At 66.5% G+C, this 14,666-nt stretch carries 14 protein-coding genes; 10 read left to right on the forward strand and 4 right to left on the reverse strand.

Features of this window, described 5'->3' with window-relative positions; all coding sequences use genetic code 11:
- The first annotated feature begins 3 nt into the window (after positions 1-3).
- From GON09_RS18775 to GON09_RS18785, 3 genes are all read left to right on the forward strand, one after another.
- The gene (locus GON09_RS18775; protein ID WP_213933118.1) at positions 4-579 is read left to right on the forward strand and encodes a TerD family protein; all 576 of its coding nucleotides are present in this window, start codon (positions 4-6) and stop codon (positions 577-579) included.
- Between the two features lie 140 nt (positions 580-719).
- Positions 720-1,826, forward strand: coding sequence for a DUF475 domain-containing protein (locus tag GON09_RS18780; RefSeq protein ID WP_213933119.1), 1,107 nt, complete (start codon positions 720-722; stop codon positions 1,824-1,826).
- Positions 1,827-1,948: 122 nt separating this feature from the next.
- Positions 1,949-2,608, forward strand: a complete 660-nt coding sequence (locus GON09_RS18785) for a TerD family protein (RefSeq protein WP_213933120.1) — start codon at positions 1,949-1,951, stop codon at positions 2,606-2,608.
- A 173-nt stretch (positions 2,609-2,781) separates the two neighbouring features.
- Here the strand turns inward: GON09_RS18785 and GON09_RS18790 are convergent, their stop codons facing one another.
- Both GON09_RS18790 and GON09_RS18795 read right to left on the reverse strand, forming a co-directional pair.
- Positions 2,782-3,210, reverse strand: coding sequence for a nitroreductase family deazaflavin-dependent oxidoreductase (locus tag GON09_RS18790; protein WP_213933121.1), 429 nt, complete (start codon positions 3,208-3,210; stop codon positions 2,782-2,784).
- 87 nt (positions 3,211-3,297) lie between these two features.
- Positions 3,298-4,869: an FMN-binding glutamate synthase family protein gene (locus GON09_RS18795; RefSeq protein ID WP_213933122.1), complete on the reverse strand. Its 1,572-nt coding sequence runs from the start codon at positions 4,867-4,869 to the stop codon at positions 3,298-3,300.
- 112 nt (positions 4,870-4,981) lie between these two features.
- On the opposite strand from GON09_RS18795, the gene GON09_RS18800 reads away from it, so the two are divergent.
- Positions 4,982-7,357 (forward strand): FdhF/YdeP family oxidoreductase, encoded by a 2,376-nt coding sequence (locus GON09_RS18800; protein ID WP_213933123.1) that lies wholly within the window; start codon positions 4,982-4,984, stop codon positions 7,355-7,357.
- Between the two features lie 7 nt (positions 7,358-7,364).
- Here the strand turns inward: GON09_RS18800 and GON09_RS18805 are convergent, their stop codons facing one another.
- On the reverse strand, positions 7,365-8,363 hold the full coding sequence (locus GON09_RS18805; RefSeq protein WP_213933124.1) for an MBL fold metallo-hydrolase: 999 nt from the start codon (positions 8,361-8,363) through the stop codon (positions 7,365-7,367).
- A 97-nt stretch (positions 8,364-8,460) separates the two neighbouring features.
- On the opposite strand from GON09_RS18805, the gene GON09_RS18810 reads away from it, so the two are divergent.
- Both GON09_RS18810 and GON09_RS18815 read left to right on the forward strand, forming a co-directional pair.
- Complete coding sequence (locus tag GON09_RS18810) at positions 8,461-8,940, forward strand: TspO/MBR family protein (protein WP_213933125.1); 480 nt, start codon at positions 8,461-8,463, stop codon at positions 8,938-8,940.
- 69 nt (positions 8,941-9,009) lie between these two features.
- Positions 9,010-10,464: a carotenoid oxygenase family protein gene (locus GON09_RS18815; RefSeq protein WP_213933126.1), complete on the forward strand. Its 1,455-nt coding sequence runs from the start codon at positions 9,010-9,012 to the stop codon at positions 10,462-10,464.
- Positions 10,465-10,492: 28 nt separating this feature from the next.
- On the opposite strand, the gene GON09_RS18820 is transcribed toward GON09_RS18815, so the two are convergent.
- Complete coding sequence (locus tag GON09_RS18820) at positions 10,493-11,779, reverse strand: APC family permease (protein WP_213933127.1); 1,287 nt, start codon at positions 11,777-11,779, stop codon at positions 10,493-10,495.
- 68 nt (positions 11,780-11,847) lie between these two features.
- On the opposite strand from GON09_RS18820, the gene GON09_RS18825 reads away from it, so the two are divergent.
- The 4 genes from GON09_RS18825 (at position 11,848) to GON09_RS18840 (ending at position 14,666) form a co-directional block, all read left to right on the forward strand.
- Positions 11,848-12,606 (forward strand): arsenate reductase/protein-tyrosine-phosphatase family protein, encoded by a 759-nt coding sequence (locus GON09_RS18825; RefSeq protein WP_213933128.1) that lies wholly within the window; start codon positions 11,848-11,850, stop codon positions 12,604-12,606.
- Positions 12,607-12,619: 13 nt separating this feature from the next.
- Entirely contained in the window at positions 12,620-13,006 is a 387-nt protein-coding gene (locus GON09_RS18830) for a VOC family protein (protein ID WP_213933129.1), read from the forward strand.
- A 42-nt stretch (positions 13,007-13,048) separates the two neighbouring features.
- Positions 13,049-13,231 carry a hypothetical protein gene (locus tag GON09_RS18835; RefSeq protein WP_026061210.1) on the forward strand — a complete coding sequence of 61 codons (183 nt, stop codon included), beginning with the start codon at positions 13,049-13,051 and terminating at the stop codon, positions 13,229-13,231.
- An 88-nt stretch (positions 13,232-13,319) separates the two neighbouring features.
- On the forward strand, positions 13,320-14,666 hold the full coding sequence (locus GON09_RS18840) for a phosphotransferase family protein (RefSeq protein WP_213933130.1): 1,347 nt from the start codon (positions 13,320-13,322) through the stop codon (positions 14,664-14,666).

The raw sequence follows: 14,666 nt of genomic DNA on the forward strand, positions 1-14,666 counted from the left end.
CGCATGGGTGTCAGCTTGACCAAGGGCGGAAACGTCTCCCTGACCAAGGAAGCTCCGAACCTGACGGCAGTGTCCGTCGGCCTGGGCTGGGACGTTCGCAGCACCACCGGCACCGACTTCGACCTCGATGCCAGCGCCATCGCGACCGGGGCGGACAAGAAGGTCGTGTCCGACCAGCACTTCATCTTCTTCAACAACCTCAAGTCGCCCGACGGCGCGATCGAGCACGCCGGCGACAACCGCACCGGCGAGGGCGAGGGCGACGACGAGGTCATCAACGTCGATCTCGCCGCCACGCCGGCGAACATCGAGAGCATCTTCTTCCCGGTCTCGATCTACGATGCCGACTCGCGCAGCCAGTCGTTCGGCCAGGTCCGCAACGCGTACATCCGCGTCGTCGACCGTGCGAACGGTAACGAACTCGCTCGTTACGACCTGTCCGAGGACGCGTCGACCGAGACCGCGATGGTGTTCGGCGAGCTGTACCGCAACGGTGCGGAGTGGAAGTTCCGCGCCATCGGCCAGGGCTACGCGTCCGGTCTGGCGGGCATCGCTCGCGACTACGGCGTCAACGTCTAGTTCGTAGTCCGCCGGATCCGGCTTCGGTCGCCTCGTACCGCAGCCGGACCCGGCGCTCCGGGTCACCCCGATGGTGTGCAACCGACATCTGCAGTAACCACCCTGCAATGCCCTGATTCCTACGAGAAAGGCCACGCTTCGTGGTTCTGCGAATATTCGGTGCCTCCTTTGCGGTCACCGTCGTCTCTCTGGTGGTCGCCTTCCTCTACGGCGGCCCCGAAGCTCTGTTCCTCTGCGTGATCCTCGGCATCCTCGAGGTGTCGCTGTCGTTCGACAACGCAGTCATCAACGCCACCGTGCTGCGGCGGATGAGCGAGTTCTGGCAGAAGATCTTCCTCACCATCGGCATCCTCATCGCCGTCTTCGGTATGCGTCTGATCTTCCCCCTCGCGATCGTGTGGGTGGCGTCCGGACTCGGACCGATCGAGGCGTTGAATCTCGCGCTCAATCCGCCGGCCGACGGAGCCGCCTACTTCCCGGACGGCAGCCCCAGCTACGAGACCCTGATCACCGACGCGCATCCGCAGATCGCAGCGTTCGGCGGCATGTTCCTGCTGATGCTGTTCCTGCACTTCATCCTCGAAGACCGCGACATCAAGTGGCTCGAATGGCTCGAGCGGCCCCTCGCGAAGGCCGGCAAGCTCGAGCAACTCGAGGTTGTCATCGCGACGGTGCTCCTGCTGATCACCGCCACCGTGATCGCTCCCGACGACAAGGTCTCGACCGTCATGATCGCCGGCGCACTCGGCATGATCACCTACATCGCGGTCAACGGACTCGGCGAGATGTTCCACATCCCCGAGGAAGGCGAAGAGTCCAGCGGCGGCCCGAGCGGCCTCGCCAAGGCCACCGGTAAGGCCGGCTTCTTCCTGTTCCTCTACCTCGAGGTGCTCGACGCATCGTTCTCGTTCGACGGTGTCATCGGCGCCTTCGCCATCACGTCCGACCCGATCATCATCGCCCTGGGCCTCGGCTTCATCGGCGCGATGTTCGTCCGTTCGATCACCATCTTCCTGGTGCGCAAGGGCACGCTGTCCGATTACGTGTACCTCGAGCACGGTGCTCACTGGGCCATCGGTGCGCTGGCGCTGATCCTGCTGTACTCCATCGGTACGCACGTGCCGGAGGTCATCACCGGCCTGGTCGGAGTCGCCCTGATCGGTGCAGCGTTCGCCTCGAGCATCTACCGCAACCGCAAGATCGCGGCGAGGGAAGGTGCGGATGCTGTGAAGACCAGCATCCCCTGATCCTCGACAGTTCGAATCACATGCAGATGGGAGCCCTCGATCCGACAGCTCGGATCGGGGGCTCCCATCGCTTTTCCGTATCACGTGCGCATTCGCGCAGCTACTTCGACGAAAGGCTCGACATGGCCATCGACTACAACAAGAAGCCCGAGCAGAATGCCGGCGGCATCAACCTGAGCAAGATCAACCTCACCAAGGAATCGCCCACCGTCAGCCTCTCCAAGGCCGGATCGGGCCAAGGTGTGACGCGGGTGAACCTCAACTGGTCGCGCGGTGAGCAGAAGAAGGGCTTCCTCGCCAAGCTCACCGGCGCGAGCGGTGGTGTGGACCTCGATCTCGGTTGCCTCTTCGAACTCGCCGACGGTTCCAAGGGCGTCATCCAAGCCCTCGGCAACAGCTTCGGCGCGCTGAACACCCCGCCCTACATCCACCTCGACGGCGACGATCGCACGGGTTCGAGCACCGGTGGCGAGAACATGTCCGTCAACCTCGAACGTCCCGAACTGTTCAAGCGCGTGCTGATCTTCGCGATGATCTACGAGGGTGCCCCGAACTGGGCGGCCGTGGACGGCGTCGTCACCCTGACCCCGCCGTCCGGCCCGCAGATCGAGGTGCGCCTGGACTCGCCGAACAACGGCGCGCGGATCTGCGCGATCGCGATGCTGCAGAGCGACGGACAGGGCATCACCGTCGAGCGCCTCGTGCAGTACATCGACGGCAGCCAGTCCGATCTCGACCGCGCGTTCGGGTGGGGCATGCAATGGCAGGCGGGGCGTAAGTAGCTCTGTCTTGGACGTCGCCCCGGTCGACATGATCGGCACGGGAGATCCCGTCGGCGCGTGCCGGCGGGATCTCGGTGGTTCCGACCCTGCTCAGCGGGCTCGGCACCACCGAAGTGTGTGTCACTCCTACGGGGCGAGCCGTCGGCTGTCGAACTCCTGACCGCCGGAGGGAATCAGCTTCGGTGGAGAGCGAGGACCGGAATAGTGCGCACTCCGCGGGTCTTTTCCTCGTACTCGGCGAAACCGGGGTAACGACGGGCCTGCTCGGCATAGATGCGGTCGCGTTCGGCGCCGGTAATCTCCTCCACGGTGACCGTGAGGGTCTCGGTGCCGATCTCGACCTCCGCTCGGCCGGCCGTGGTGAGGTTGTAGTACCAGGCCGGATGGGAGGGTGCGCCCCCTTTGCTCGCGAAGACGTACATGATCGCAGCATCCTCCGGGTCCGGCAGATACAGCGTCGGAGTCACCGTCTCGCGACCGCTCTTGCGGCCACGATGGTGAACGAGCATCATCGGTGCTCCCTCGAAGCTGCCGCCGACACGGCCTCCGTTGGCTCTGAATTCGGCGATCACCTGCGCGTTCCAGTCGTCGGACGTACTCATGGGGCGAATCCTCCTGACTACTGCGGGCGGCTTGGACTCATCGGTTCTTCCTCACACATCGTGTCGGGTCCACAGTTCGACCGGCGCTCACGAGGTCGACGTCGACGCCTCCGTCCCACCCGGCGTCGTCACCGCCTCCACCGTCATCAGCCGCGTGATCTCCTCCCCATCCGCCTGTGACGGCAATCCCCAGCCGTCCCGGTAGCCGTACAGCTCGCGCAGGGTGATCGCGTGCCGGTTGCCGTCGGCGATCTCGATGTCGTCGACGGTGATCAGGCCGGGATGCGCCACACCCGTCGCCTGCGCGATCTTGAACACGTCGCGGCGTAGGGCTTCGATGTAGTCGGCGACGCGGTCGGCCTTGGACGGGACGTCGAGTCCTCGGGTGAGCCAGCGGTTCTGTGTGGCGACTCCGGTAGGGCAGCGGTCGGTGTGGCATTTCTGTGCCTGGATGCATCCGATGGAGAACATCGGTTCGCGGGCGACGTTGACCATGTCGCAGCCGAGTGCCATTGCGACCACCGCATTGTCGGGTAGGCCGAGTTTTCCGGCGCCGATGAAGGTGACGTCGTCGGTCAGACCGGCCTCGGCGAACGTCGCGTAGACCCGCGCGAAGCCGCTGCGGAACGGCAGTGAGACAGCGTCGGCGAACACCAAAGGTGCTGCGCCGGTGCCGCCTTCGCCCCCGTCGATCGTGACGAAGTCGACGCCGCGGTCGGTCTCGCTCATCTGCCGTGTGAGTTCGTCCCAGAAGGTCGTATCGCCCACGGCGGACTTGACCCCCACGGGAAGTCCCGTCTCGGCCGCGAGCATTTCGACCCAATCGAGCAGGCCGTCGATGTCGTGGAACTCCGTGTGGCGCGATGGGCTCACGCAGTCCTTCCCGATGGGGATGCCCCGGACTTCGGCAATCTCCGGGGTGACCTTCGCGGCAGGGAGCAAGCCACCGAGCCCCGGCTTGGCACCTTGACTGAGTTTGATCTCCAGGGCACGCACGGGCGCCGACTCGACGACCCGCTTCAATCGTGCGAGGTCGAAGTTTCCGTCCTCGTCGCGGCAGCCGAAATAGCCGGTGCCGATCTGGAAGATCAACTCCCCGCCGTTGCGGTGGTACTTCGTCAGACCACCTTCGCCCGTATTCTGCAGACAACCGGCCGCCCGGGCACCCCGGTTGAGTGCTTCCACAGCGGCGCCCGACAGTGAACCGAAGCTCATCGCCGAGATGTTGACGAACGACTCGGGACGGAAGGCGCGGGCACGTCCCCGGGCAGCGCCGAGCACCTTCGCGGACGGGATCGACACTTTCTCACCCCCGTGAGGGGCACTCGACGGCGGCAGGTCCGAGAACGTGCGGTGCTTGATGATCGTGTATCCGTCGGTGTACTCGATGTCGTTGTCGCTACCGAAACCGAAGGTGTTGGTGACGTTCTTCGACGAGGCGTATATCCATCTGCGCTGGTCGCGGTTGAACGGCCGCTCCTCGTCGTTGTTCGTCGTGATGTACTGCCGCAGTTCGGGTCCCAGCGACTCCAACAGATAGCGCCCGTGCCCGAGAATCGGGAAGTTGCGTAGCAGCGAATGTCGCTTCTGCACAAGATCGTAGGCGCCGACAGCGGCCGCCGCAGCGGCCGGGATTCCGAGCGTTTTCGACCATCCCATCTCCCGAGAGTACGTCCGGACGATGCTGGTCCGGGCGTAATCGCCGACCCGTTTCGGCAGGCGGAGGGCCGGGGTATTCCTCGGCAAACCGTGCGTGGCGAGAGGTGATCGAATGCTGAACCGTGACCGGCAGGCCGACTACGACGAAGGCGACCTCGAGGTCGGGGACCGTAAGAAGGCCGCAGCGGGCGTCACCGGTGTCGCGGTGGCGATGAAACGATCCCTCGAACAGATGGGGCTGGTGCGCTCCGCCGAGACGCTGCTCGAGTTGAACCAGGCCGAAGGGTTCGACTGCCCGAGCTGCGCGTGGCCCGATCCCGACCCCGGCCATCGCAAGATCGCCGAATTCTGCGAGAACGGCGCCAAGGCCGTCGCCGAGGAAGGCACCACCCGACGCGCCGACCCCGGGTTCTTCGCGCGGTACAGCATCGCCGAACTCGCCGAGCACAGCGAACTGTGGCTCGGTAAACAGGGCCGCATCACGCACCCGATGGTCAAGCGACCCGGCGCCACGCACTACACCCCGATCGGGTGGGACGAGGCCTTCACCCTCATCGGTGAGCAGCTGAAGTCGCTGGACGGCCCCGATCAGGCCACCTTCTATACGTCCGGACGCGCATCGAACGAGGCCGCCTTCGTGTACCAGCTGTTCGCGCGGGCGTTCGGGACGAACAACCTGCCCGACTGCTCGAACATGTGCCACGAATCCACGAGCATCGCGCTGCAGGAGTCGATCGGCATCGGCAAGGCCAGCGTGATGCTCGACGACGTGCACAACGCCGAGCTGATCATCCTGCAGGGGCAGAACCCCGGCACCAACCACCCGCGCATGCTCACCGCACTCGAAGAGGCCAAGCAGAACGGCGCGAAGATCCTGACGATCAACCCGCTGCGCGAAGCGGGCCTGGTCAATTTCCGGAACCCGCAGACACCGCGCGGCCTGCTCGGTCGAGGAACGGATCTGTCCGACCTGCATCTGTCGATCAAGGTCGACGGCGACCTCGCGCTGCTGCAGGCGTTCGGGTCGTTGCTCGTCGAATGGGATGCGCTCGACCACGACTTCGTGCAGAACCACACCCAGGGATTCGACGAATGGGTCGAACACATCCGGAACATCGACTGGGACGAGGTGGTCGCCGCGACCGGCCTGTCGCGACAGCAGATCACCGAGGCCGCGCAGATGTTGCGCCGCTCGAAGGCGACGGTCTTCTGCTGGGCTATGGGGATCACTCAGCACCGCAACGCGGTCGCGACCATCAAGGAGATCTGCAACCTTGCGTTCGCGCAGGGCAACATCGGCAAGCGCGGCGCCGGACTGATGCCGGTGCGCGGTCACTCGAACGTCCAGGGCGACCGCACGATGGGAATCTGGGAGCGGGCACCGCAGAGCTTCCTCGACGCGATCGAGAAGGAGTTCGGCTTCGATCCGCCTCGTGAGAACGGTTACGACACGGTCGATTCGATCCGGGCGATGCGTGATGGCAAGGTGCGCTTCTTCCTCGGTCTCGGCGGCAACTTCGTGCAAGCGGCGCCGGACACCGCCGTCACCGCCGAGGCGATGGCCGGCATCGACATGACAGTGCACATCTCGACGAAACCGAACCGCTCCCACCTGGTCTGCGGCACAACGGCATTGATTCTCCCGACGCTCGGACGTACCGACAGGGACGTCCAGGCTTCCGGACCGCAGTTCGTGTCGGTCGAGGACACGACGTGCGCGGTCCACGCCTCCCGAGGACCGTTGAAACCGCCCAGCGAGCACGTGCGTTCGGAGGTCGCGATCATCACCGGCATCGCCGAGGCCACGCTCGGCGACCGCTACGGGCTCGACTGGAAGGCGATGCGCGACGATTACGCGAACATTCGTTCGCGCATCTCCCGCGTCGTCCCGGGTTGTGAGGGCTACGAGGTCAATGTCCGGCGGCCGGGAGGATTCATCCTGCCGCATCCACCCCGGGACACTCGAACCTTCCAGACCGATTCGGGCCTGGCAGAATTCGCGGTCTCTCCGGTGGAGGTGGTTCAGGTACCGCCCGGCCATCTGCTGCTGCAGACGATCCGCAGTCACGACCAGTTCAACACCACCATCTACGGTCTCAGCGACCGCTATCGCGGGATCGAAGGCGGACGGCGCGTCGTGTTCATGCATCGGGACGACATCGCGACGCTGGGCTTCGACAACGGGGACTTCGTCGACCTGTTCACGCTGTGGGACGGCGACGAACGCGAGCGGTGTGCCACAAGGTTCCGGATCGTCGAGTACGACCTGCCGCGAGGGAGCGCGGCCGCCTACTACCCGGAGACCAACCCTCTCGTGCCGCTCGATTCGACGGCGTTGAAGAGCAACTGTCCCACCTACAAGTCGGTCGTGATCTCCCTGGCGCCCGCCGGAAGTCGCGACGACGAGTGTCCGGACGTGCTCGGAACCGCACCCGTGGGATCGGACTGGTCGCACAAGACGAGTCCGGAGCCGAAGCACCTCTCCTGACGGGTGGTCAGGACGCGTCGAATACTCCCTCGCGCAACAGAGTCTCGGCCGCTGCGAAGGCTGCAGCTCGTCGCCTCACGGTGGGCGGTGCCGGTGGGTTGCCGTTCCACTGGTCGAACAGGGTGCTCAGGCTCGAGGCGATGCGTTCCGGCGACTTCCAGTGGCGCCACGCATCGAAGTCCTTCGTGCGCGCGAGTTTCCGTGCTGTCTCGAGCGGGCCGAGTCCGGCCCGATGATGGTCGCGGGCAGCGTCGCGCAGCCACAGCCAGTACTCGCGCAGTGCTCGGATCTCCGTCGCGCCGCACGTCGGCCCGTGTCCGGGCACGTACGCCGCGGCGTCCCAGCCGAGCAGACGGTCGAGCGCCGACAGCCAGTTGTCGAGCGGGCCGTGCCACAGGATCGGCGTCGAACCGATGAACAGTAGGTCGCCGGTGAAGACCACGCCGGCGTCGGGAACACGAGCGACGAGATCGCCGGCCGTGTGGCACGGTCCGAGCTGCTCGAGTTCGACCACGCGACCACCGATCTCCAGAGTCAGGGCGGTCGCGAAGGTGGTGTCGGGCATCCGGGGTGTGCGGCGGGGAAAGCGGGCGTCGCCGCGGACGCGCGCCATGTAGGCACCTGTCGCGCCGATCGGTCCCGGCATCCACCGGATCAGCGAGCCCGTGCCCGCGAGCACCGTGAGAGCGCGCGGTGGAAGATCTTCGCGCATCGCGTCCAGTGCTGCCGTGCTGGTGATGATCCGTGTTTCGGATGGCAGCGTGTCGTTGCCCCACCAGTGGTCGCCGTCGTTGTGGGTGTTCACGGCATCGGTGATCGGAGCATCGGCGACGAGCGGTGCCTGAACCTCGGCGATGCGTCGCGCCCACGCGACATCCCACGCCGTATCGACGACCAGCGATGCGGATCCCGGGGAGACGACCAGTCCCGTGTTGGCCTCGCCCCAACCGCCGGGTGTGCGCACGAACGCCCAGACACCGTCACCGACCTGCTGTAACCCACTCATATCGTCCTCCTCTCGCCACCCTACCGACGTGTCCGTTTCCCGGATGTTCGACTCGGGTAGCCCATGGGCAGCCGTCCTCGACAGGAGCCGATACGACATGAGACTCAGCACCGTGCTCGCGACCGCCGCCGCTACGACGACCACCGCGCTCGTCGGATCGATCGCCTCCCAGGACACGAACTCCCGGTGGTACCGCAAGCTACGCAAGCCGGGTTTCCAACCTCCGGCCGCAGCGTTTCCGATCGTGTGGACCGCGCTGTATGCCGATATCGCAGTGACCTCGGCTGTCGCGATCGACGAGTACACCGATGCCGACGACTACGCGGGTCGCCGCAACTACATCGCTGCGCTCGCCACGAATCTCGTCCTCAACGCGTCGTGGTCATGGGTGTTCTTCAAGTGGCATCGGCTGATGCCTGCCACGGTGGTGGCCGCGCTGCTCGCTGCCAGCACGGCAGATCTGACCCGCCGGACGGCCGAGGCGAATCCGGCTGCGGGTGCCGCGCTGGCTCCGTACTCGGCGTGGACGGCGTTCGCCACACTGCTGACCGGACGGATCGCGCAGCTCAACCGCTGATCCGCGGACGTCACGAGCGGTAATGAGACACTTCTTCGCAATCTGTCTCATCTGTGCGACTGTCGGTACATGACTGTTGCAACGGGGGCGTCGGAGCAGGAAGCGCAGGAACTCGGGGGATCACCGTGGGACTCCCAGCATCGGGAGTTCGACTACGACCTGCACGACATCGAGGGCACGATCCCCGAGAGCCTGAGTGGCACGCTCTACCGGATCGGACCCGGCCGCTTCGACATCGACGGTCATCCCCTGAGCCACATCTTCGACGGCGACGGCATGGTGTCCCGGATCCGCATCGGACCGGACGGTATCCACTATCGGAACCGGTACGTGCGCACGAAGAGTTTCGCCAGGACGAACGAGACACGTCGTCCTCCGAAAGGATTCAGCACGCAGCGGCTCGGCGGTCCGCTCGCCAACGCGATGAGGTTCCCCGAGAACCTCGCGAATACCAGTGTGCTGCTGCACGACGATGCGCTCTACGCCCTCTGGGAAGGGGGACGGCCGCACCGGCTCGACGCGGAGACCCTTCGGACCTACGGTCCCGAATCGTTCGACGGCGCGTTGAAACGGCTCGGCGCGTTCTCCGCGCATCCGAAGATCGACCCGATGACAGGGGACGTCTTCAACTTCGGGCTCGACTTCTTTCCCCGGCCGATGATCCGCTGCTACCGGCTGGACCGTGGTGACCGGCTGCGCGGGCTGGCAACGATCCCGATTCCCAAGCTCGGATTCGTCCACGACTTCGCGCTGACCGAACGGCACATGGTGTTCGTGCTGGGGCCGTTGGTGGTTCGGAATCCCGTCCCGGTCGCACTGGGGTTGCGGCCCTTCGACGATGCGTTGTCGTACCGACCGGAACTCGGCACCACCATCGTCCTGGTGCCGCGGGACGGTGGTGACCCGACGGCCTTCGAACACGACGCGCTGTTCCACTTCCACGTCACCAACGCCTACGAGGCCGGCGATCGCACCGTCGTCGAACTCGTCGCGCACGATCCGGCCGACGGTTGGGAAGGATGGAACGGTCACCTGCGCAACTATCGTGGCGATGCCGGACCGGCCTTCGGCGGCACGCTCACTCGGCTGTCCGTCGACCGCAGGACCCGCCGCATCACCGCCACCGCGGTCGACGATCACGGATGCGAGTTCCCTCAACTCGACCAGCGGTTCGCCACCACCGAGCATCGATTCAGCTACACCGCGTCGGCATCGGTTCCGGGAGGGGATCCCGACTCGGTCACCACGATCGATCACCGCACGGGCACGACGAGCCGGTACACGGCCGAGGCCGGCGACACCGTCTGTGAACCTCTGTTCGCACCGGGCAGCGACACCGAGGGTGACGGCTGGTTGCTGACGCTCGAACACCAGCCCGCGCGCAGGGCCAGCAGGCTTCTCGTCCTGCGTGCCGCCCGGCCGGGCGACGGACCGGTCGCGACGGTGAACCTGCAGCATCACGTGCCGATGACCTTCCACGGCGCGTTTCGGCCCGACAGTGGCGCTACCTCCGACCGGCGGTAGGCCGATCGTCATCTCGCTTCTGACGGATCTACCGTTGCGGCTCGACCGGTCTCGGCTGGGACGTGAAGCGCCGACGCGTGGCGTAGATCAGCCCGCCCACTGCGATCACGGCCGCACCGGTGAGCACCGATGAGCCGGGCAGCGTGAACGCCAGGGCCAGGCATCCGGCCAGCCCGAGTGAAGCAATGATGCGCCCGCGTCGCCCGCCGTCCGGAAGCGTCCAGGCGGAGGCGTTGGCGAGGGCGTAGTAGACCAGCACCCCGAACGACGAGAACCCGATCGCGGCACGGACATCCGCGGTCGCGGCGACGACCGCGACGATCACTCCGACGGCGAGTTCGGCCCGGTGTGGCACCGCGAACCGAGGGTGCACCGCGGCCAGTGCGTGCGGCAGATGCCGGTCCCGTGCCATCGCGAAGGTGGTGCGCGAGACCCCCAGCACCAGGGCGAGCAGTGAACCCAGAGCGGCAACGACGGCCCCGGCGCGCACCACCGGCTCCAACCACTCGACTCCGGCCGCGGTCACCACACTCGACAACGGTGCAGTCGCCTCGGCCAGCCCGCGAGGGCCCAGCACCAGCAGCGCGACCGCAGCGACCGCCAGATAGACGAGCAGGGTGATGCCCAGTGCCATCGAGATCGCGCGCGGTATCGTGCGCGCCGGTTCGCGTACCTCCTCGCCGAGGGTGGCGATCCGCGCGTACCCGGCGAAGGCGAAGAACAACAACCCGCCCGCCTGCAGCACCCCGCCCACGGTGATGTCGGTGCCGAACCCGAGGCGGGTCGCCTCGGCGGAGCCGGAGTTCGACCCTGCGACAACCACCGCGGCGAGTACGGCCAGCACGACCGCCACGATGATCCGGGTCGCGAGTGCCGATTTCTGGATACCGCGATAGTTCACCGCCGTGAGCAACACGACCGCGGCGACCGCGACCGCGTGCGCCTGCTCCGGCCAGGCGTAGAGGCCGACGGTCAACGCCATGGCCGCGCACGAGGCGGTCTTGCCGACCACGAAACACCAGCCCGCCAGATACCCCCAGAACTCGCCCAGCCGTTCGCGTCCGTACACATATGTGCCGCCGGAGACCGGATACCGCGCCGCCAGTCGTCCCGACGAGGACGCATTGCAGTACGCCACGATTGCCGCCACCGCGAGCCCGATCAGCAGGCCCGACCCCGCAGCTCCGGCTGCGGGCGCCAGGGCCACGAAGATCCCCGCCCCGAGCATCGATCCGAGACCGATCACGACTGCATCGGCCGGCCCGAGGCGTCGTTGCAGCCCCTCGGGCGTGCCCGTCCCTGTCGTCTCCGACATCACGGCTCCTTCGCGCGCACCCAGATTGGATCAAAATGATTTGATGTATCTGGTGCTATCATCAGGTGATGGAGTCGGTGCGTCAACCTGTCCCGGCCTTCGTGCAGTTGGCCGCCCATCCGGTGCGGTGGCAACTGCTCACCGCGCTGTCCGGCGGCGACTATCGGGTCCGGGAGATGGTGTCGCTGGTCGGGGAGCCGCAGAACCTCGTCTCCTATCACCTCCGCCTGCTCCGCGACGGCGGGCTGGTGCGGGCTTCCCGCAGCAGCTTCGACGGCCGCGACAGCTACTACCACCTCGACCTCGACCGGTGCACCGAGATGCTGGCCGGTACCGGCGCGGTGCTGCATCCGGCGTTGGGGTGCAACCGCCCGCCTGTGACGTTCACGTCCGCGAAGCCCTCACCGGTGCTGTTCGTGTGCACCGGTAACAGTGCCCGCTCCGTGATCGCGGAAGCTCTGCTCCGGCAGCGCACCGGCGGGACCGTCGACACGACCAGCGCAGGCACCCGCCCGAAACGGGACATGCACCCGAACACGGTGCGGGTGCTGCGGGAAGAGTTCGGGATCGACATCACCGGCCGGCATCCCCGCCACCTCGGCAGTCTTGCCGGCCGCCGCTTCGGCACGGTGATCACCTTGTGCGACAAGGCGCGCGAAGCCTGCCCCGAGTTCGACGACGACACCCGCTCGATCCACTGGAGCATCCCCGACCCGGCGGCAGCCGGCGATGTCGGCGACGACACCTGTCCTGCATTCCGGGCCACCGCTGCCGAGATCGACACCCGCATCCGGTACCTGTGCGAGACCCTCTACGCCACAACATGATCAGGAGTGACCGATGACCACGACCGACGAATATGTCAGCGTCCGGTACCTCGTCGACGACGTATCCGCGGCCGTCGACTTCTACACCCGCCATCTCGGCTTCACCGTGCTCACCCATCCCGCGCCCGCCTTCGCCGATGTGATCCGGGGGTCGCTGCGGCTGCTGCTGTCCGGGCCGGCGAGTTCGGGGGCCCGCGCCACCCCCGAGGAGTTCGCCGGTCCGGGCCGCAACCGGATCCACCTCGTCGTCGACGACCTCGACGCCGAGATCGCTCGCCTGCGCGGTGCCGGCATCGAATTCCGCAGCGATGTGGTGACCGGGCCGGGCGGTCACCAGATCCTGCTCGCCGACCCTGCCGGCAATCTGGTCGAACTGTTCCGACCTGCCGCCGAGAGATGACCGACACCGAAGCGCCGACCCGTGATGGGCGATGATGGAGGCATGCTGGAAACACCCGTCGTCATCGGTATCGGATCCATCTGTGTGGGGTTCGTCTTCTTCATGCTCGCCGCGACAGGCACGCGATCACGCTGGGACAAGAAGATCACGATCACGCTCTTCGCGATCGCGATCGTGTTCATGACGATCATCCCTGTCATCGGCGCGGTGGGGTTCGCGGCCTGACACTCCACGAGGTTGCGGCCGAAGCACTCGCACACCTCGGACAGCCGTGGGAGTATCCACCGCAGGAAACCGAACAGGGGAGGTCGCGGTGGGTGGAGTCAGCGGTGAATTGAAAGATGAGCTGACGAAGCGCCTTTCGTCGGTATTCGACGGAAGCTGGACGCTGCGGCGCATCGAACGGCTCACCGGTGGCGCGAGCCGGGAGACGTGGGCGCTCACAGCGGCGTCGTCCACCGGCACCGTGCGGGAGTTGATCCTGCGCCGCGACCCGCCGGGGCGCGAGGACGCCCACCGGATCGCGATGGAAGCGGCGTCCTTCGACGAGGCGGCGCGAGTCGGTGTGCCCGTGCCCGACGTGATCGACCGCAGTGGTGAGGAGCCACGCCCCGGAATCGGCGCCTATCTCGTGATGTCGCGGGTGTCCGGTGAGGCACTGCCGCAGAAGTTGCTGCGCGACGAGAATCTGGCCGAGATCCGCGCGGCGCTGCCCTACGAACTCGGGCGCATCCTGGCGAAGATCCACCGCATGGACATCGGGGCCGTACCGAATCTCCCCGAGTACGATCCGCTGTGCTTCCTGTTCGACGAGTACGTCGCCACCGGCGCGCCCGTGCCGGCCCTCGAGGCGACGTTCGCCTGGCTGACCGGCAATCGCCCGCCGGCAACCGGAAAAGCATTCGTACACGGCGATTTCCGCAACGGCAACCTGCTCGTCGACTCGGAAGGGGTGCAAGGGGTACTCGACTGGGAATTGGCGCACGTCGGTGATCCGATGGAGGATCTCGGGTGGCTGTGCACCAGGACGTGGCGTTTCGGGTCGCCCCACCCGGTCGGTGGGTTCGGTTCCCGCGACGACCTGTTCCGCGGTTACGCCGACGAATCGGGACAGAGTCCCGATCCTGACGTCGTCCATTGGTGGGAGGTCTACGGATCGCTGCGGTGGGCGGTGATCTGCCGGATGCAGGCCGCCGCGGCCTCGTCGGGAGGCGACAACACCCTCGAACTGCTGGCCATCGGTCGCCGCGTCGCCGAGTGTGAACACGATCTGCTGGATCTGCTCGGCGTTCCCCCGTACGACGATACGGCCGAAACCGCTCCCGATGCGGATCTTCTCGGGACGCCCCGAGTGGAGGAGTTGCTCGAGGCCGTCCGGCAGTTCGTTCTCGAGGTGGGTTCCGGCGCCGATGCGAAGACCCGGTACCGCAGTCGGGTCGCGGCACACGTACTCGGAATCGCCGCGCGGGAGGCCACCATCGCTCCCGCGGTGCGCGAGACGTACCGGGTACGGCTCGCAGGGCTCGGCTACCGTACGGAGACCGAACTCGCCCTCGGAGTGCGTGCAGGACGAGATCACCTCGGCGACCAGCAGGTCGCCGAGGTGATCAGGGGGTTGGCCGCGAACCGGTTGAAGGTCGCGAACCCGAAATATCGATGA

The organism is Rhodococcus sp. B50 (assembly GCF_013602415.1).
Lineage (GTDB): Bacteria > Actinomycetota > Actinomycetes > Mycobacteriales > Mycobacteriaceae > Rhodococcus.